19 protein-coding genes are annotated in these 17,684 nt (G+C 70.9%); 14 read left to right on the top strand and 5 right to left on the bottom strand.

Annotated elements, in window-relative coordinates:
* Positions 1-27: 27 nt before the first annotated feature.
* A complete protein-coding gene (cysD, locus tag AB0G10_RS01085) occupies positions 28-939 on the top strand; it encodes a sulfate adenylyltransferase subunit CysD (RefSeq protein ID WP_360914581.1) in 912 nt (303 codons plus the stop codon).
* Positions 939-2,237: a sulfate adenylyltransferase subunit CysN gene (gene cysN, locus AB0G10_RS01090; RefSeq protein WP_360914583.1), complete on the top strand. Its 1,299-nt coding sequence runs from the start codon at positions 939-941 to the stop codon at positions 2,235-2,237. Before cysD ends, cysN begins: the two co-directional genes overlap by 1 nt.
* Here the strand turns inward: cysN and AB0G10_RS01095 are convergent.
* From AB0G10_RS01095 to galE, 4 genes are all read right to left on the bottom strand, one after another.
* Positions 2,234-3,031, bottom strand: coding sequence for an ATP-binding protein (locus AB0G10_RS01095; protein ID WP_360914586.1), 798 nt, complete (start codon positions 3,029-3,031; stop codon positions 2,234-2,236). The two genes, cysN and AB0G10_RS01095, sit on opposite strands and share 4 nt — an antisense overlap.
* A gap of 97 nt (positions 3,032-3,128) precedes the next feature.
* Complete coding sequence (locus AB0G10_RS01100; RefSeq protein ID WP_360914589.1) at positions 3,129-3,338, bottom strand: hypothetical protein; 210 nt, start codon at positions 3,336-3,338, stop codon at positions 3,129-3,131.
* Between the two features lie 36 nt (positions 3,339-3,374).
* Positions 3,375-4,505 (bottom strand): galactokinase, encoded by a 1,131-nt coding sequence (gene galK, locus AB0G10_RS01105; RefSeq protein ID WP_360914592.1) that lies wholly within the window; start codon positions 4,503-4,505, stop codon positions 3,375-3,377.
* Positions 4,502-5,476: a UDP-glucose 4-epimerase GalE gene (galE, locus tag AB0G10_RS01110; RefSeq protein ID WP_360914595.1), complete on the bottom strand. Its 975-nt coding sequence runs from the start codon at positions 5,474-5,476 to the stop codon at positions 4,502-4,504. Before galE ends, galK begins: the two co-directional genes overlap by 4 nt.
* A 132-nt stretch (positions 5,477-5,608) precedes the next feature.
* On the opposite strand from galE, the gene trpS reads away from it, so the two are divergent.
* The 12 genes from trpS (at position 5,609) to AB0G10_RS01170 (ending at position 16,887) form a co-directional block, all read left to right on the top strand.
* On the top strand, positions 5,609-6,634 hold the full coding sequence (gene trpS, locus AB0G10_RS01115; RefSeq protein WP_360914598.1) for a tryptophan--tRNA ligase: 1,026 nt from the start codon (positions 5,609-5,611) through the stop codon (positions 6,632-6,634).
* A 4-nt stretch (positions 6,635-6,638) separates the two neighbouring features.
* On the top strand, positions 6,639-7,169 hold the full coding sequence (locus AB0G10_RS01120; protein WP_360914601.1) for a 2'-5' RNA ligase family protein: 531 nt from the start codon (positions 6,639-6,641) through the stop codon (positions 7,167-7,169).
* 21 nt (positions 7,170-7,190) lie between these two features.
* Entirely contained in the window at positions 7,191-8,111 is a 921-nt protein-coding gene (locus AB0G10_RS01125; protein ID WP_360914604.1) for a YihY/virulence factor BrkB family protein, read from the top strand.
* Positions 8,112-8,118: 7 nt separating this feature from the next.
* The gene (locus tag AB0G10_RS01130; RefSeq protein ID WP_360914607.1) at positions 8,119-8,490 is read left to right on the top strand and encodes a hypothetical protein; all 372 of its coding nucleotides are present in this window, start codon (positions 8,119-8,121) and stop codon (positions 8,488-8,490) included.
* Positions 8,490-8,729, top strand: a complete 240-nt coding sequence (locus tag AB0G10_RS01135; RefSeq protein WP_360917914.1) for a hypothetical protein — start codon at positions 8,490-8,492, stop codon at positions 8,727-8,729. The genes AB0G10_RS01130 and AB0G10_RS01135 overlap by 1 nt, the downstream gene beginning before the upstream one ends.
* 172 nt (positions 8,730-8,901) lie before the next feature.
* On the top strand, positions 8,902-10,011 hold the full coding sequence (locus AB0G10_RS01140; RefSeq protein WP_360914610.1) for a BMP family ABC transporter substrate-binding protein: 1,110 nt from the start codon (positions 8,902-8,904) through the stop codon (positions 10,009-10,011).
* Between the two features lie 159 nt (positions 10,012-10,170).
* Positions 10,171-11,655 carry an ABC transporter ATP-binding protein gene (locus AB0G10_RS01145; protein WP_360914613.1) on the top strand — a complete coding sequence of 495 codons (1,485 nt, stop codon included), beginning with the start codon at positions 10,171-10,173 and terminating at the stop codon, positions 11,653-11,655.
* The gene (locus AB0G10_RS01150; protein ID WP_360914616.1) at positions 11,652-12,908 is read left to right on the top strand and encodes an ABC transporter permease; all 1,257 of its coding nucleotides are present in this window, start codon (positions 11,652-11,654) and stop codon (positions 12,906-12,908) included. Before AB0G10_RS01145 ends, AB0G10_RS01150 begins: the two co-directional genes overlap by 4 nt.
* A 3-nt stretch (positions 12,909-12,911) precedes the next feature.
* Positions 12,912-14,180 (top strand): ABC transporter permease, encoded by a 1,269-nt coding sequence (locus AB0G10_RS01155; RefSeq protein ID WP_360914619.1) that lies wholly within the window; start codon positions 12,912-12,914, stop codon positions 14,178-14,180.
* Between the two features lie 31 nt (positions 14,181-14,211).
* Positions 14,212-14,925: a cytidine deaminase gene (locus tag AB0G10_RS01160; RefSeq protein ID WP_360914622.1), complete on the top strand. Its 714-nt coding sequence runs from the start codon at positions 14,212-14,214 to the stop codon at positions 14,923-14,925.
* Positions 14,922-16,199 (top strand): thymidine phosphorylase, encoded by a 1,278-nt coding sequence (locus AB0G10_RS01165; RefSeq protein ID WP_360914625.1) that lies wholly within the window; start codon positions 14,922-14,924, stop codon positions 16,197-16,199. Before AB0G10_RS01160 ends, AB0G10_RS01165 begins: the two co-directional genes overlap by 4 nt.
* Positions 16,200-16,206: 7 nt before the next feature.
* Positions 16,207-16,887: a DUF4272 domain-containing protein gene (locus AB0G10_RS01170; RefSeq protein ID WP_360914628.1), complete on the top strand. Its 681-nt coding sequence runs from the start codon at positions 16,207-16,209 to the stop codon at positions 16,885-16,887.
* Here AB0G10_RS01170 and AB0G10_RS01175 read toward each other — a convergent pair.
* Positions 16,884-17,678 (bottom strand): putative RNA methyltransferase, encoded by a 795-nt coding sequence (locus tag AB0G10_RS01175; protein ID WP_360914631.1) that lies wholly within the window; start codon positions 17,676-17,678, stop codon positions 16,884-16,886. The genes AB0G10_RS01170 and AB0G10_RS01175 overlap by 4 nt on opposite strands.
* Positions 17,679-17,684 lie beyond the last annotated feature (6 nt).

Consider the following 17,684-nt stretch of genomic DNA (forward strand, 5'->3'; position numbering starts at 1 on the left):
CCGGAGAAAGGTCTGGGGACTGAACCCATGAGCCAGACGAAGCCTTACCGCGTCTCTCATCTGGATGCACTCGAAGCGGAGAGCATCTTCGTCATGCGGGAGGTCATGGCCGAGTTCGAGCGCCCAGTGCTGCTCTTCTCCGGCGGCAAGGACTCGATCGTGATGCTGCGCCTCGCCGAGAAGGCGTTCGCGCCGGCGCGCATCCCGTTCCCGGTCATGCACGTCGACACCGGCCACAACTTCCCCGAGGTCCTCGACTACCGGGACCGCCGGGTGGCGACCCTCGGCCTGAGCCTGGTGGTCGCGAGCGTCCAGGAGGCGATCGACACCGGCCTGGTGCGCGAGCTGCCGGACGGCACCCGCAACCGGATCCAGACGCCGGTCCTGCTCGACGCGGTGGAGAAGTACCGCTTCGACGCCCTCTTCGGCGGCGCCCGCCGCGACGAGGAGAAGGCCCGCGCCAAGGAGCGGATGTTCAGCTTCCGCGACGAGTTCGGCCAGTGGGACCCGAAGAACCAGCGGCCCGAGCTGTGGGCGCTCTACAACGGGCGGCACCACCCCGGCGAGTCGATCCGGGTCTTCCCGCTCTCCAACTGGACCGAGCTCGACATCTGGCACTACATCGCCAAGGAGCAGATCCCGCTGCCGAGCATCTACTACGCGCACGACCGCGAGGTCGTCGAGCGCAACGGGATGTTCTACGCGGTGAACGAGTTCATCCGGCTCCGGGACGGCGAGACCTCCGAGGTCCGCCGGGTGCGCTACCGCACGGTCGGCGACGCGTCGCAGACCGCCGCGGTGCTCTCCGACGCCGACACGGTGGAGAAGGTGATCGACGAGGTCGCCGCCACCCGGATCACCGAGCGCGGCGCGACCCGCGGGGACGACAAGGTCTCCGAGGCCGCGATGGAAGACCGTAAGCGAGAGGGTTACTTCTGATGAGCCAGGCAGTTCTGGAGCCGGACGCCGCCGCCGCGCGGGGCATGGACCTGCTGAGGTTCGCCACCGCCGGCAGCGTGGACGACGGCAAGTCGACCCTCATCGGCCGGTTGCTCTACGACACCAAGACGATCTTCGAGGACCAGCTCGAGGCCGTGGAGACCGCGAGCGCGTCCCGCGGCGACGAGTACACGAACCTCGCGCTGCTCACCGACGGCCTGCGCGCCGAGCGGGAGCAGGGCATCACGATCGACGTGGCGTACCGGTACTTCGCCACCCCGCGCCGCAAGTTCATCATCGCGGACACCCCGGGGCACATCCAGTACACCCGGAACATGGTCACCGGCGCCTCCACGGCCGACCTCGCGCTGATCCTGGTGGACGCGCGCAAGGGCCTGGTCGAGCAGTCCCGCCGGCACGCCTTCCTCACCAGCCTGCTGCGGGTGCCGCACCTGGTCCTCTGCATCAACAAGATGGACCTGGTCGACTGGGACCAGGACGTCTACAACAAGATCGCCGACGAGTTCACCTCGTTCGCGGCCAAGCTGGACGCGCCGGACCTGACGATCATCCCGATCTCGGCGCTCAACGGCGACAACATCGCGTCCCGCTCGGACAAGTCCCCGTGGTACGAGGGCCCGTCCCTGCTGCACCACCTCGAGCACGTGCACATCGCCAGCGACCGCAACCTGGTCGACGTCCGGTTCCCGGTGCAGTACGTGATCCGCCCGCAGTCCACCACGGTGACCGACTACCGCGGCTACGCCGGCCAGGTCGCCTCCGGCATCCTGAAGCCCGGCGACGACGTCATGGTGCTGCCCTCCGGCCTGACCAGCAAGATCGCGTCGATCGACACGGCCGACGGCCCGGTCGACGAGGCGTTCCCGCCGATGTCGGTGACGGTCCGGCTGACCGACGAGATCGACATCTCGCGCGGCGACATGATCTGCCGCCCGAACAACGCGCCGGCGGCCGCCCAGGACCTCGAGGCGATGATCTGCTGGATGGACGAGACGGCCCCGCTGCGGGTCGGCGGCAAGTACACGATCAAGCACACCACCCGCACGGCCCGGACCGTGGTCCGCGGCGTGCAGTACCGGCTCGACGTGAACACGCTGCACCGCGACGAGACCGCCGGCGAGCTCTCGCTCAACGAGATCGGCCGGGTCAAGCTGCGGACCACGGTGCCGCTGCTGGCGGACGAGTACCGCCGCAACCGGACCACCGGTGGCTTCATCCTGATCGACGAGAGCACCAACCGGACCGTCGGCGCCGGGATGATCATCGAGGCGCGCTAGGGGCGCACGGTCGCCCAGACGATCTTGCCGGTCTCGGTGGGGGTGCTGCCCCACCGGGCCGCCGTCTCCTGAACCGTCCGCAGTCCCCGGCCCCGCACATCGAGCGGCAGGTCGGGGCGCGGGCGGTTCGGCTTCGTCAGGACCTGCGGCAGCGTGGGATCGCCGTCCGCGACCGACAGGTGCAGGCCGGCGCCCCGCCGGGTCACCACCACGAGGATCTCGGTGCCGGCGTGCTCGACCGCGTTCGTCACCAGCTCGGACATCACCAGCCGGCTCGGGTGCAGCAGCCGGACCAGCCCCCACGCCAGGCAGGCGTCGCTCACCAGGTTGCGGGCGAGGCTCGGCGCGTCGGTCTCCGGCGCCAGGGTCATGGTGAGCCGCTCGTCGCCGGGTATCCGCCCGGAGAGCGCCACCCGGGCCTGCCCCACCTTCGCGTAGACCGGCAGGAACCGGCGTACGCCCAGGCCCTGCATCCGGTCCGCCAGCGGCAGATCGGGCGGGACGCAGAGGGCGAGCGGCACCGGCGGCGTCAGGGCCGCGGCGGCGTGCTGGGCGGTCATCCAGGTCGGCGCGCTCTCGCTGCGCGGGTCGAGCAGTCCGGACAGGTCGACGATGAGCGCGTCCGGATGATCGGTGAAGCATCGGCGCAGCGACGCCGAGGCGTTGTACCGGAGCTGGTCGTCCCAGCAGCCGCGGACCGTGAGAAGGGATACCGCGGCGTCCGCCCCGGCGTCGAGGCGGACGGAGACACCTTGCTCGGTGTCATCGGAGAGATACGGTGGGCTGACCCCCATGCAGCACACCATAGTCAGGTGACTGCCCTCCGAGCCCCTGGTCTCGCTCCTGCGGGTGACCGGCCGAAAGGCCGAGCCGACCCCCACGACCGGGTGGTTACGAGCGGTCCCGGTGGTCGGTGAACTCGTCGATCGCCTCGGTCACGGCGCCGGTGATGTCACCCGATGGGACGGCGATCGCCTCGGCCTGCTCGTGCAGCCGGTCCTCGTGGGTGTGCTGCGGCTCGGGCGCCGTGCCCGCCCCGGCGAAGCCGAACTCGTTCGGCTCGTCCGCCTTGGTCCTCTGGTCCTGCGGTTCGCTGGTCATGGAGCGGCCATACCCACCGCAGGACCGTCTGAAGCGTCAGATCCGGGCGGCGCCCGGACCGGCCACGGCGACCCAGCTCTCCGGGGCGGTGAAGCCGTGCTTCTCGTACGCGGCCGCGACCGCCGCGGCGGTGGCCCCGGCCCGGTCCGCGTCGATCAGGGCGAGCACGCAGCCGCCGAAGCCGCCGCCGGTCATCCGGGCGCCGTAGGCGCCGGCCTCCAGCGCCGCCTCCACGGCCACGTCCACCTGCGCCACGGTGATCTCGAAGTCGTCGCGCATCGAGGCGTGCGAGGCGGTCAGCAGCGGCCCGATCTCCCGGGTGCGGCCCTCGCGCAGCAGCGCGACGGTGTCGAGGACCCGCTGGTTCTCGGTGACGATGTGCCGGGTGCGGCGGCGCAGCTCGTCGTCGCCCAGCTTCCCGAGCGCCGCCGGCAGGTCGTCCGCCGCGACGTCGCGCAGCGCCCGGACGCCCAGGGCGGCGGCCGCGGCCTCGCAGGCCCGGCGGCGCGCGCCGTACTCGCCGTCGACGTGCTGGTGCGGCGCGTTGCTGTTGATCACCAGGATCGCCAGGCCCTCGGCGGCCAGGTCGAACGGGATCTGCTCGACCTCGTAGGACCGGCAGTCCAGGAAGAGCGCCCGGCCGTCCTCGCAGCGGATCGAGGCCGACTGGTCCATGATCCCGGTGGGGGCGCCGACGTAGACGTTCTCGGCCCGCTGGGCCAGCGCCGGGCGCTTCTCCACCGGCAGGTCCAGCCCGCCGAGGTCGACCAGCGCGGTGAGCACGGCCGACTCGAGCGCGGCCGAGGACGACAGGCCGGAGCCGAGCGGCACGTCCGAGTCGATCGCGATGCGCACCGGCGGGACCGTGAAGCCGGCGTCCTGCAGGGCCCAGACCACGCCGGCCACGTAGGCGCCCCAGCCGGTCACGTCGCCCGGCGCGGTGGTCCCGAAGCTCACCGGCTCGGGGATGAGCGTGGAGCAGACGTGCCAGCGGTCGTCCGGCGACGGCCCGGCCGCGGCGACGGTGCGCTGCGGCAGGGCGAACGGGAGCACGAAGCCGTCGTTGTAGTCGGTGTGCTCGCCGATCAGGTTGACCCGGCCGGGCGCGGCCCAGACGCCGGCCGGCTCGGCGCCGTACGCGGCCGCGAAGACCTCGGAGACCGTCATGCCACGTGCTTCCGGTAGAAGGTCCAGGCGTCGCCGATCATCGCCTGCAGCGTGTTCTTCCGCGGCACCCAGCCCAGCTCGGTGCGGGCCCGGTCGGAGGAGGCGACCAGGGTCGCCGGGTCGCCGTCGCGGCGCGGGGCGATCTCGACCGGGATCGCGGCGCCGGTGACCTCGCGGGCCGCCTCGACGACCTGCTTGTTGGAGAAGCCGTTGCCGTTGCCCAGGTTGTAGATCTTGTGCTCGCCGGCCACGGCGGCGTCCAGCGCGAGCAGGTGCGCCCGGGCCAGGTCCTCGACGTGGATGTAGTCCCGCACGCAGGTGCCGTCGGAGGTGGGGTAGTCGTCGCCGAAGAGCTGGAGCTTCTCCCGCTTGCCGGCGGCCGCCTGCAGGGTGATCGGGATGAGGTGGGTCTCCGGGTCGTGCCGCTCGCCGATCTCGTGCTCGCCGGTGATGTACGCGCCGGCCACGTTGAAGTAGCGCAGCGAGACCGCGGCGAGGCCGTGGGCGAACGTCTCCGAGGTCAGCGCCAGGTCGAAGGTCAGCTTGGTCGACCCGTACGTGCTGGTCGGCGCCTTGATCGCGGACTCGGTGATGGGCAGCTCGACCGGGTTGCCGTAGACCGCCGCGGTGGACGAGAAGATCACGCGCGGCACCTTGGCGGCCCGGATCGCATCGAGCAGGGCGAGCGACTTGACCACGTTCTCGTGCCAGTACAGTTCCGGCTTGGCCATCGACTCGCCGGCGGCGATCAGGCCGGCGAAGTGCAGGACCGCGTCGAAGCCCGCGTCCGGGGTCAGGACCTGCGCGGCGTCGGCGATGTCCGCCTGCACGAAGGTGGCGTCCGGGGCGACGGCCTCGCGGAAGCCGGTGCGGAGGTTGTCGAGGACGACCACCTCGTGGCCGGCGTCCAGCAGTAGCCTGCTGGTCACGCTGCCGACGTAGCCGGCGCCACCGGTGACGAGCAATTTCACGGCTGAGCCCTTTCGCTAGGCTTGACGATCATAGAATTCCCCACAATCGCTCATAAGTCAACAGGTTCAAACATCGGCGCAACCCGGCGGGGGATTCGCGGTTACCGGGCCGAGGCTGACACAATGACGCCCATGTCCGACGCCGCCCACCGCCCGCGTGTGCTCTCCGGCATTCAGCCGACCGCCGACTCCTTCCACCTCGGCAACTATCTGGGCGCCGTCCGCAACTGGGTGGCGATGCAGAACACGCACGACGCGTTCTACTGCGTGGTCGACCTGCACGCGATCACCATGGGGCACGACCCGGTGGCTCTGCGTAACCGTACTCGCGTCTCGGTGGCGCAGCTCCTGGCGCTCGGGCTCGACCCCGACCTCTGCACGCTCTTCGTGCAGTCGCACGTCCCCGAGCACGCGCAGCTCGGCTGGGTGCTGAGCTGCATCACCGGGTTCGGCGAGGCCGGCCGGATGGTGCAGTTCAAGGACAAGTCGGCGAAGGCCGGTCAGGACAGCACGACCGTCGGCCTCTTCACGTACCCGATCCTGCAGGCCGCCGACATCCTGCTCTACCAGGCCGACCAGGTTCCGGTCGGCGAGGACCAGCGGCAGCACCTCGAGCTGACCCGCGACCTGGCGCAGCGGTTCAACAGCCGGTTCGGCAAGACCTTCAACGTGCCCTCGGCGTACATCGTCAAGGACACCGCGAAGATCACCGACCTGCAGGACCCGACGATCAAGATGTCCAAGTCGGCCTCCTCGCCGAACGGCATCATCGAGCTGCTGGACGACCCGAACCGGTCGGCCAAGAAGATCAAGTCGGCGGTCACCGACACCGGTCGCGAGATCCTCTACGACGAGGAGAACAAGCCGGGCGTCAGCAACCTGCTGACGATCTACGCGGCGCTCACCGCGCGGACCATCGACGACCTGCTCGAGGCGTACGACGGACGCGGGTACGGCGACCTGAAGAAGGACCTCGCCGAGGTGCTCGTCGAGTTCGTGCGGCCGATCCAGGAGCGCACGAAGGCCTACCTCGACGACCCCGCCCAGCTCGACAAGATCCTCGCGATCGGCGCCGACAAGGCCCGGGCCGTCGCGGCGGCGACGCTCGCGCAGGCCTACCGGCACGTGGGGTTCGTCGCCCCGGCCCGCGAGGCCTGAGCCGGTGTCCGACCCGGCACTCACGCGCATCGGCGTGGCGATCGACATCCCGGAGCCCTGGGGCTCCGAGCTGACCCGGCGCCGCGCCGAGGCCGGCGACCCGCAGGCGGCGTACACCCCGGCGCACGTCACCCTGCTCGGCCCGACCGAGGTGGCCGGCGACGCGCTGCCGGCCGTGGAGAAGCACCTCGAGGCGATCGCCGCCGCCCAGCCGCCGTTCACCGTGCACCTGCGTGGCACCGGCACGTTCCGCCCGGTCACCGAGGTGGTTTTCGTGACGCTGGCGAGGGGAATCAGCGAGTGTGAGCTGCTGGCCGAGGCGATCACGCGGTCGGAGGACGTGCGCCGGGACACCCGGTTCCCGTACCACCCGCACGTCACCGTGGCCCAGGACGTGTCGCCCGAGGCGCTGGACGCGGTCTTCGAGGATCTGGCCGGTTTCTCGGCCAGTTTCGAGGTCACCTCGTTCACCCTCTTCTCACACGGCGGCGAGGGACCTTGGCGGCCACGGCGGGACTTCCCACTGGGGCGCTGACAACTCGGTTACGGTCTGCCGGTGAACCCGATCGACCGGGCGTACGACGCTGCCGAAGCCCGGATCACGACATGGCGCTATCGGTCGCCGTACTTCGACCACTTCTGCCGGGCCATCCTGCGCTACGAGGACGTCCAGGGCGGGCGTCTCGCGGCCGCGATCGCCTACTACGGGTTCTTCGCGGTCTTCGCGCTGCTGCTGATCGGGTACTCGATCTTCGGTCTGCTGCTGTCCAACAACGTCGAGCTCTTCGACCTGGTGACCGAATTCCTCCGGGACAACCTGCCCTTCCTCGACGTGCAGGCGATCGTGGACAGCAAGAAGACGGTCGGCATCGTGGGCATCATCGGCCTCACCTTCACCGGGATCGGCTGGGTCGAGGCGATCCGCTCCTCGCAACGGCTCATCTGGCAGTTGAGGGAGCAGCCGGGCTACATCGGCGTACGCCAGGCGGTTGATCTTCTGGTTCTGATCGGCCTCCTGGTGCTGCTCGCGCTCACCCAGCTCGCCGTCTACGGCCTGGAACGGCTGTTGCACTGGCTGGCCGGCGGCGGCTTCACCACGCTGCTCTCGGCGGTCAGCGTGGTGCTCACCCTGGGCGTCAACATGCTGCTGGCGGCGGCCCTGCTGACCGGGGTGCCGCGGCTCAAGATGACCGCCCGCCGGATGGCGCCGCCGGTGCTCCAGGTGGGCATCGGGCTGATGCTGCTCAACACGGTGGGCAAGACGTTCGTGGCGATCGTCGAGCGCAACCCGGCCTACGCCCTGGTCGGCTCGGCCGTCGGCGCCCTCGTCTACCTGTACGTCTTCAACCAGCTGCTGCTGTTCGGCGCGGCCTGGGCGGCGACCAGCCCGCACGGCCGGGTCGTGGACCTGTCGGCTGACGATAAAACCGCCCCGGTGGGGCAAAACACCTGGATCCGGGAGGCCCGCCCGCGATGATGTGCGGGTGGGCACTCTTGTGACGTTGCAGCTGCCACCCGGCTCCCCGCTCGTCGATCTGCCGTGGGTCATCACGATCGGCGCTCTCGGCGACCCGGACGAGTGGGACCCGGTGGTGTGTGGTCCCTATCAGCGCGACCACGCTCTCTCGCTGGCCCGAGCGGTGGTGGCGGACGACGAGCTCATGGCGGTGGTGGAGCCGCTGCAGCCCCTCGACGGAGTGGAGGCGATCCGCCGGGAGGTGGAGGCCGCCCGCACCGCCGACTTCAGCGAGCAGGACGCGCCCTTCGGCGTGGCCGAGGTGCCGGCCGTGCCGCCGACCGTCGACCAGGTGCGGGAGGGATGGCGGCGGATAGCCGCTGGAATACTGGCCCCGTGATGATCAGCAAGCGGTGGGCGGCGTTCCTCGTCGCGGTCGGCGTGTGGACCTGGGTGATCTGGCCGAGGTTCGGCGTCGCGATCTGGAACGACGACCGGTCCTTCGCCGGCGGCACGCCGACCTCCTTTCTGTGGATCCACGCCCTTCTGATCGTGGCGTCGCTCACCGTCGGAACCGTCGTGGGCATTCTGGGCGTGAAGGCGTGGCGGGCTCTCCTTGTAAAATCGGATCACCTCTGACCACCCAAGATGCCCGTTTCCGCCCGTACAGAGTGATACAGAAACGGGCCGAACGGGATTGGGGATTGCGGAGAGGTAACGGTGCGCGAACAGTCCGGAACGATTGCCTGACGGGTCGTTTAGCCCCGGCTACGCTGCCGTCCTTAGGTTCACCGAGCGGGTCGGTGCGCACATGAAGAAGGAGGGCGTCTTGCGCCCAGTACGTGGGAAGCGGATCCTGGCGATTCTCGCGGCAGGTGGGCTGACGCTCGCTGCCGCCGCCTGTGGCGATGCCCCTGACGAGACCCCGACCGGCGGCTCGAGCGCCGCCGCTGCCGCATACAAGGCTTGCATGGTCACCGACACCGGTGGCATCGACGACAAGTCGTTCAACGCGTCCGCCTGGGCCGGCCTCGAGGCCGCCAAGGCCGAGTCGAGCAACGTCGACCCGAAGTACGTGGCGTCCTCCTCCGAGGCCGACTACGAGCCGGGCCTGCGCAGCTTCGTGAGCCAGAAGTGCGACTTCATCCTGGCGGTCGGCGGCCTCATGGGCGACGCCACCACCAAGGTCGCCAAGGAGAGCGCCGACTCGCAGTTCGGCATCGTCGACAGCACCAGCGGCAACACCAACGTCTTCCCGATGCAGTTCGCCACCCAGCAGGCCGCGTTCCTCGCCGGCTACCTGGCCGCGGGCTACACCAAGTCCGGCAAGGTCGCGACCTACGGCGGTCTGAAGATCCCGCCGGTCACGATCTTCATGGACGGCTTCTACGACGGCGTCGAGTACCACAACAAGACCAAGGGCACCAAGGTCACGGTCATCGGCTGGGACAAGACCAAGCAGAACGGCACCTTCGCCGAGAGCTTCGTCGACCAGAACAAGGGCAAGAGCATCACCCAGACCCTGGTCTCGCAGGGCGCCGACATCGTCATGCCGGTCGCCGGCGGCACCGGCCTCGGCACCGCCCAGGTCGCCAAGGACTCCGGCGGCAAGACCTCGGTCATCTGGGTCGACTCGGACGGCTGCAAGAGCGCCGAGCAGTACTGCGACGTGTTCCTCACCACCGTCGTGAAGAACATCCAGGAGGCCGTCAAGGAGGCCGTGGTCAAGGGCGCCAAGGGCGAGGCCCTCGCCGCGAGCCCCGGCTACGTCGGCACCCTGGAGAACGACGGCGTCGGCATCGCGCCGTACAACCAGTTCGACAGCAAGGTCGACGCGGCCCTGAAGACCGAGATCGACACGCTGAAGGCGGACATCATCGCCGGCAAGGTGAAGGTCGAGTCGGCCAGCGCACCGGCCTGATCCACCAGTTAGGTAGCATCTCGGCCGCCGCCCAGCCGCGGGTCACCACCTGCGGCTGAGCGGCGGCTCGTCATTCAGTCCCTCAGTTGGCCTTACCGAATCCGGGAGATTCCGCTGAAACTCGAACTGCGCGGCATCACCAAGCGCTTCGGCGACCTGGTGGCCAACGACCACATCGACATCACGGTCGAGCCGGGCGAGGTCCACGCCCTGCTCGGCGAGAACGGCGCGGGCAAGTCGACGCTGATGAACCAGCTCTACGGCCTGCTCCAGCCGGACGAGGGCCAGATCGTCGTGAACGACGAGCCGGTCGTCTTCCGCAGCCCCCGCGACGCGATCGCGGCCGGCATCGGCATGGTGCACCAGCACTTCATGCTCGTGCCGGTCTTCACCGTCGCGGAGAACATCGCCCTCGGCCACGAGGAGATCCGCGGCGGGCCGCTCGGCTGGCTCGACCGCCGCCGCTCGCGCCGGGACGTCATCGAGACCTCCGAGCGCTACGGCCTGCCGGTCGACCCGGACGCCCTGGTCGAGGACCTGCCGGTCGGCGCGCAGCAGCGCGTCGAGATCGTCAAGGCGCTCACCCGGGATGTCGACCTGCTGATCCTGGACGAGCCGACCGCCGTGCTCACCCCCCAGGAGACCGACGAGCTGCTCGCCGTGATGCGCTCGCTCACCGCGATGGGCAAGTCCATCGTCTTCATCACCCACAAGCTCAAAGAGGTCAAGGCGATCGCCGACCGGATCACCGTGGTCCGCCGCGGCAAGATCGTCGGCACCGCCTCGCCGGACACGAGCGAGGACGAGCTCGCGGCGCTCATGGTCGGCCGCGCGGTGAGCCTGGAGGTCGCGAAGACCCCGGCGGAACCCGGCCGCAGCGTGCTGAAGCTCTCCGGCCTCGTGGTCGACGACGACCGGGGCATCCGCGCCGTCGACGGCGTCGACCTGGAGGTCCGGGCCGGCGAGGTGCTGGGCATCGCCGGCGTGCAGGGCAACGGGCAGACCGAGCTGGTCGAGGCCGTGATGGGCCTGCGCGAGGTGCGGGCCGGCTCGGTCGAGCTGGACAACGAGAGCCTCGCGAACCTGAACACCAAGCAGATCCTGCGGGCCGGCGTCGGCTACGTCCCCGAGGACCGCAGCCACGACGGCGTCGTCAAGGAGTTCTCGGTCGCCGAGAACCTGATCCTCGACATGTACGACCGGGCGCCCTACGGCAACGCCTTCGCGATGAACCACGGCAGCATCGGGAGCAACGCGCGGGAGCGGGTCGAGCAGTTCGACATCCGGTGCCAGTCCCCGGACACCGCGGTCGGCACGCTCTCCGGCGGCAACCAGCAGAAGGTCGTGGTGGCCCGGGAGATGTCCCGCCCGCTGCGCCTGCTCATCGCGTCCCAGCCGACCCGCGGCGTGGACGTCGGCTCGATCGAGTTCATCCACGGCCGGATCGTCCACGAGCGCGACCAGGGCACGGCCGTGATGGTGGTCTCCAGCGAGCTGGACGAGGTGGTCGGCCTGGCCGACCGGATCGCCGTGATGTACCGCGGCCGGGTCCTGGCGATCGTCTCGCCGGACACCCCGCGCGAGGAGCTGGGCCTGCTCATGGCCGGCATCACCGGTAACGCACCGGAAGAGGGGACGAAGTGACCACCGAAGCGCCGGTCAAGAAGGACGCCGAGCAGAAGGACGAGGAGTCCTTCCTCAGCGTCTTCACCCGTAACCTCTGGTCCTCCAACACCGTCACGGTCACCTTCCTCTCGATCGTGCTGGCGTTCGTCATCGGCGCGGTCCTGATCGTCGTCTCCGACTCCGAGGTGCTGGCGAAGTTCGCCTACTTCACCGCCCGGCCGGCCGACGCGCTCACCGCGAGCTGGACGCTGATCAGCACCGCGTACTCCGACCTGCTCAAGGGCGCGTTCGGTGACCCGGAGGCGTTCAACGCCTGGTTCAGCGGCACCGGCACCTGGCAGGACGCGCTCGCGCCGATCTCCGAGACGCTGACCTACGCCGCCCCGCTGGTCTTCACCGGCCTCTCGGTGGCGCTGGCGTTCCGCGGCGGCCTGTTCAACATCGGAGCGCAGGGCCAGGCCGTCATCGGCACCATCACGGCCGGCGTGGCCGGCTTCGCGTTCGGCCTGCCGATCGTGCTGAACCTGGTGGTCGCGATCCTGGCCGGCGCGATCGGCGGCGCGCTCTGGGGCTTCATCCCGGGCATCCTCAAGGCGCGCACCGGCGCCCACGAGGTGATCACCACGATCATGCTGAACTACACGGCCGCGCTCTTCCTCTCCTGGCTCGTGCTGCAGAAGGGCGTGCAGGACCCGAACCGCACCGACGCGATCAGCAAGGCGGTCGCCGAGTCGGCAAAGCTGCCGTCGTTCGGCGGCGTGCTCCGGGTGCACCTCGGCATCCTGCTCGCGGTCGCGGTCACGGCCGGGGTGGCCTGGCTGCTGAACCGCTCGTCGTTCGGCTTCGAGCTGCGGGCCGTCGGCGCCAACCAGCACGCCGCGAAGACCGCCGGCATCAGCGTCGCGAAGACCTACGCCGTGCTCATGGCGGTCGCCGGCGCCCTGGCCGGGCTCGGCGGCGCCACCCAGGTGCTCGGTACGGCGTACGCGCTGACCCCCGCGGTGGCCGGCAACATCGGCTTCGACGGCCTGCTGGTCGCGCTGCTCGGCCGCAACAAGCCGTGGGGCACGCTGTGGGCCGCCCTGCTCTTCGGCGCGCTGCGGGCCGGCGGCAACCGGATGCAGTCGTACTCGGGCATCTCGCTGGAGCTGGTCACCGTGCTCCAGGCGCTGATCGTCATCTTCATCGCCGCCCCCGCCCTGGTAAAGGCGATCTTCCGACTTCGCGCCACCCGCCTCGTGCGGCCGGGCGCCTCGCTGGCGAAGGGCTGAGTCATGTCGACCGCAACTGTGCAGGAGACCGCCGAGGTCACCGCGCCGGAGCCGTTCTGGACCCGGCAGCGGCGCCTCGGCGTGGGCCTCGTCGTGATCGGCATCCTGGCCGCGGCCCTCTTCGGCTCGCTCGCGCCGGGCGAGGCGGCCCGGTTCACCCTGAGCGAGGACGCCGAGGGCGCGGCGCTGTCGATCAACGGTCAGCTCGGCGCGGTGCTCTTCGGGATCGTCACGATCGCGACCGGCGGCCTGCTCTTCGCGAGCTTCGCCAAGAAGTACCAGAACCTGCTGCTCTCGCTCGGCATCCTGGCCTTCGTCCTGTCGTTCCTCTGCTGGCAGGTGGCGGGCAAGTTCCTGCCGCTCGTGGACACCACCAGCGGCACGCTGCAGCTGGCGCTGCCGCTGATCCTGGGCGCGCTCGCGGGCGTGCTCGGCGAGCGGTCCGGCGTCGTGAACGTGGCGATCGAGGGCCAGTTCCTGATGGGCGCGTTCGCCGGGGCCCTGGTCGGCACGATGGCCACCAGCGTCTGGGCCGGCCTGATCAGCGCGGCCGTCGGCGGCGTGATCATCGCGGCGATCCTGGCGGTGCTCTCGATCCGGTACCTGGTCGACCAGACCGTGGTCGGCATCGTGCTCAACCTGTTCGCGCTCGGCGTCACCGGCTTCCTCTACGAGCGGCTGATGCAGAGCGACGCGAGCACCTACAACGAGCCGCCGCGGCTGCCCGAGTGGCGGATCCCCGGCCTGGCCGACATCCCGGTCATCGGCCCGGTGCTGTTCGACACGAACCTGCTGGTCTGGGTCGCGCTCGGCCTGGTCGTCCTGATCCACTTCGGGCTCACCCGGACGCGCTGGGGCCTGCGGACCCGCGCGGTCGGCGAGCACCCGACCGCGGCCGACACGGTGGGCATCCGGGTCCGCGGCCTGCGGTACCTGAACGTGCTGATGGGCGGCGTGGTCGCCGGCCTCGGCGGCGCGTACTTCACGCTCGTGGCGACCGGCAGCTTCACCAAGAACATGACGGCCGGCGCGGGCTTCATCGCCCTGGCCGCGCTGATCTTCGGCCGGTTCACCCCGTTCGGCGCGCTCGGGGCGGCGCTCTTCTTCGGCTTCGCGCAGAAGCTGGCGACCTACCTGAGCGCGGTCGGCAGCCCGGTGCCCAGCCAGTTCCTCAACATGCTGCCGTACCTGGCCACCATCATCGCGGTGGCCGGCCTGGTCGGCCGGGTCCGTGCCCCGGCGGCCGACGGCGTTCCGTACATCAAGAGCTAGCCAGTTCCCAGAGTCAGGCAGAATCGGTTTTATGGAGATCGACTGGGCGGCGCTGCGCGCGTCCGCCATCGAGACGATGCGGCGTGCGTACGTGCCGATTTCCGACTTCCCGGTCGGTGTGGCCGGGCTGGTCGACGACGGCCGGGTGATCGTGGGCTGCAACGTGGAGAACGCGTCCATCGGGATGACCCTCTGCGCGGAGTGCGGCCTGGTGAGCTCGCTGCACGCGTCCGGCGGGGGCCGGCTGGTGGCGATCTCCTGCGTGGACGCGACCGGCGCGCCGCTGATGCCGTGCGGCCGCTGCCGCCAGCTGCTCTGGGAGCACGGCGGCCCGGACCTGCTGGTCGAGGCGCTGCCCCGGCCGCTGCGGATGACCGAGCTGCTGCCGTACGCCTTCGGGTACGAGGACATGCAGCGGGTGACCGGCGGGACCGGCGGCGCCGAGGTGCCCGCCGAGCTGGCCAAGTGGCGCGGCCGGGGATCGGTCTTCGTCCACCCGGACATCTCCGGTGGCGAGACGATCTGGACCGCGTACTGGGAGCGTTCGTCGGGTGAGCCCGGCAGCGCCGAGGAGAAGGGCATCCTGGAGGAGGGCCCGAACTTCCCGGCGGCCGCCGCGGCGGTGGCCTGGGGACTGGTCCGTACCCCGCGGGTGGTCGTGGTGGACGCCGAGGGCGGCCTCTCCTGGGCCGGCGAGGGCGACGCTCCCGAGGGCATCGGGTCGCGCTGGGAGGAGAACAGGTGAGCGGCTTCGCGGCAGTGGACGTGATCCGGGCCAAGCGGGACGGGCACGAGCTCTCCGACGCCCAGATCGACTGGGTGGTCGACGCGTACACCAAGGGCGTCGTCGCCGACGAGCAGATGTCCGCGCTCGCCATGGCGATCCTGCTGCGCGGCATGACGCCGCGCGAGATCGCCCGCTGGACCGCCGCGATGATCGCGAGCGGCGAGCGCCTGGACCTCTCCTCGGTCACCCGGCCGACCGCCGACAAGCACTCCACCGGCGGCGTGGGCGACAAGATCACGCTGCCGCTGACCCCGCTCGTCGCGGCCTGCGGCGTGGCCGTGCCGCAGCTCTCCGGCCGCGGCCTCGGGCACACCGGCGGCACGCTGGACAAGCTGGAGTCGATCGCGGGCTGGCAGGCCCGGATCTCCAACGACCAGTTCAAGTCGCAGCTCCAGGACATCGGCGCGGTCATCTGCGCGGCCGGCGAGGGCCTGGCCCCGGCCGACCGCAAGCTCTACGCCCTGCGCGACGTGACCGGCACGGTCGAGGCCATCCCGCTGATCGCCAGCTCGATCATGAGCAAGAAGATCGCCGAGGGCACCGGGGCGCTGGTCCTGGACGTCAAGGTCGGCTCGGGCGCGTTCATGAAGGACCTCGCCATGGCGCAGGAGCTGGCCCGCACCATGGTCCAGCTCGGCAAGGACAGCGGCGTCACCACGGTCGCGCTGCTCACCGACATGAGCACCCCGCTCGGGCTGGCCGTCGGCAACGCCAACGAGGTGGCCGAGTCGGTCGAGGTGCTGGCCGGCGGCGGCCCGGCCGACGTGGTCGAGCTCACCCTGGCCCTGGCCCGGGAGATGCTCGCGGCCGCGGGCGTGGACGCCGACCCGGAGAAGGCGCTCGCCTCGGGCGCGGCCATGGACACCTGGCGGGCGATGATCCGGGCCCAGGGCGGCGACCCGGACGCGGCGCTGCCGCAGGCCCGGCACACCGAGGTGCTGCGGGCCGAGCGGGACGGCGTGGTCACCTCGCTCGACGCGTACGGGATCGGCATCGCGGCCTGGCGTCTCGGCGCCGGCCGGGCGCGCAAGGAGGACCCGGTCAGCTTCGGCGCGGGCGTCCAGCTCAAGGTCCGCCCGGGCGACCGGGTCCGGACCGGCGACGTGCTGCTGGAGCTGCGCGCCGACGACGAGTCCCGGATCCCGGTGGCGCGGGACGAGGCGGCCGCCGCGGTCGTCGTCGGCACCGAGCCGCCCTCCTCCGCCGGGCTGCTCCTCGACCGCATAGCCTGACCGCACCATGACGAAGGCCGCCCCCGATCCCCGCGCGGTCCGCGAGGCCAGTCTCGACGAGCTCGCGCGGCTCGGCCTGCCCCTGCCACCCCTGGCGTTCCCGCTGGTGTGGGAGCCGGGGGACACGGTCGAGCTGCGCCCGACCGCCGAGCTGGAGGCCCGGGCCGCGGTGCTGCACGTGGTCGTCGCGCGCTGCTTCGGCATGCCCACCGAGGCGGCGATGAGCTGGCTGCTCGGCTCGCACCTGGTCGACCTGGTCACCCCGCCGGAGTGGCAGTTCGTGATCGGGGCGAAGGGCGACCACCGGTCGTTCGTGCTGCACCACGACGCCGTCTTCGCGCTGGCCTGGCTGCTCGGCCTGAGCCGGCACCTGGACCCGACCGTGCCGCCGGACGACGGGCTGATGACGCAGATGCCGGACCTGCCGGCCGGGGAGACGTTCGGCAGCTGGCGGTCGCGGTCGCTGGTGGCGGTCCGGGACCCGGCCGAGGCCGCCGTGCTGCTGGACCTCTACTACTGCCTGGACTGGGCGTTCCAGGAGTCCGAGCAGGCCGGCCGGACGCTGCCCGGCGAGGTGGACAGCAACGCGATCGGGCAGCGGCGGTGGGCACTCGAGTGGGCCGTCGTCTTCACCGGGCCGTACCACGACGCCCCGCCGGAGTGGGAGGAAGTAGATCTCTCGGTCTAGCGGGGACGATAAACCGTGAGGTCCACGGCGGCCGTCACTTTCCCGCCCGACAAATCGGAAATATCCGCATGCCGCGCGCTCGGCGTCATCCCGATCAGGGTGCGGGCCTCGGTGCCGTCGAGGTCGAGCGAGCGTCGCAGCGCCGTCCTGGAGACCCGGGAGAAGTGCGCGTCGAGGCTGCCCGACACCCGGGCCGCCTTGTCCGGGTCGACCGAGATGAGCCCGTGCTCGGCGATCAGCTCGGCCAGGTGGTCGGCGGCCGGGGTGACCACCAGCAGCACCCCGTCCGGGCGCAGCACCCGCCGGAACTCGGCGCCGTTGCGCGGCGCGAAGACGTTCAGGATCACCGATGCCGACGCGTCCGCGACCGGCAGCGGCCGCCACAGGTCGGTCAGCACCGCGGCGGCGCGCTCGTGGGCCCGGGCCGCCCGGCGCAGCGCCGGCTTGGACACGTCCAGGCCGAGCCCGGTGGCGGACGGCGACGCGTCCAGGAAGCGGGCCAGGTAGTCGCCGGTCCCGGTGCCGGCGTCCAGGACCAGCCCGTCGGTGCGGTGCCCGGCGAGGGCGTCGGCGATGAAGTCGTAGTGCCCGGCGCCCAGGAACGCGGCCCGGTCGGCCACCATCCCGGCGGTGTCGCCGCTGTGCGGGAGCCGTCCGGCGCTGAGGTCGGCGTACCCCTGCTTCGCCATGTCGAAGCTGTGCCCTCGCGGACATCGCAGCGCGCGCTCCCGGCGCGCGAGTGGTTCCCCGCACACCGGGCACCGCAGATACGGGATTGCTCCGTCGATCATCGGGTG

It is taken from the genome of Actinoplanes sp. NPDC023714 (assembly GCF_040639855.1).
In the GTDB taxonomy this organism is placed as follows: domain Bacteria; phylum Actinomycetota; class Actinomycetes; order Mycobacteriales; family Micromonosporaceae; genus Actinoplanes.

Coding starts and splice junctions, on each gene's coding strand:
- AB0G10_RS01135 (WP_360917914.1), top strand. CDS start 8,490: ATGATCAGCAAGCGGTGGGCGGCGTTCCTCGTCGCGGTCGGCGTGTGG.
- AB0G10_RS01100 (WP_360914589.1), bottom strand. CDS start 3,338: ATGACCAGCGAACCGCAGGACCAGAGGACCAAGGCGGACGAGCCGAAC.
- AB0G10_RS01095 (WP_360914586.1), bottom strand. CDS start 3,031: ATGGGGGTCAGCCCACCGTATCTCTCCGATGACACCGAGCAAGGTGTC.
- AB0G10_RS01170 (WP_360914628.1), top strand. CDS start 16,207: ATGACGAAGGCCGCCCCCGATCCCCGCGCGGTCCGCGAGGCCAGTCTC.
- trpS (WP_360914598.1), top strand. CDS start 5,609: ATGTCCGACGCCGCCCACCGCCCGCGTGTGCTCTCCGGCATTCAGCCG.
- AB0G10_RS01160 (WP_360914622.1), top strand. CDS start 14,212: ATGGAGATCGACTGGGCGGCGCTGCGCGCGTCCGCCATCGAGACGATG.
- galK (WP_360914592.1), bottom strand. CDS start 4,505: ATGACGGTCTCCGAGGTCTTCGCGGCCGCGTACGGCGCCGAGCCGGCC.
- cysN (WP_360914583.1), top strand. CDS start 939: ATGAGCCAGGCAGTTCTGGAGCCGGACGCCGCCGCCGCGCGGGGCATG.
- AB0G10_RS01155 (WP_360914619.1), top strand. CDS start 12,912: ATGTCGACCGCAACTGTGCAGGAGACCGCCGAGGTCACCGCGCCGGAG.
- cysD (WP_360914581.1), top strand. CDS start 28: ATGAGCCAGACGAAGCCTTACCGCGTCTCTCATCTGGATGCACTCGAA.
- AB0G10_RS01140 (WP_360914610.1), top strand. CDS start 8,902: ATGAAGAAGGAGGGCGTCTTGCGCCCAGTACGTGGGAAGCGGATCCTG.
- AB0G10_RS01175 (WP_360914631.1), bottom strand. CDS start 17,678: ATGATCGACGGAGCAATCCCGTATCTGCGGTGCCCGGTGTGCGGGGAA.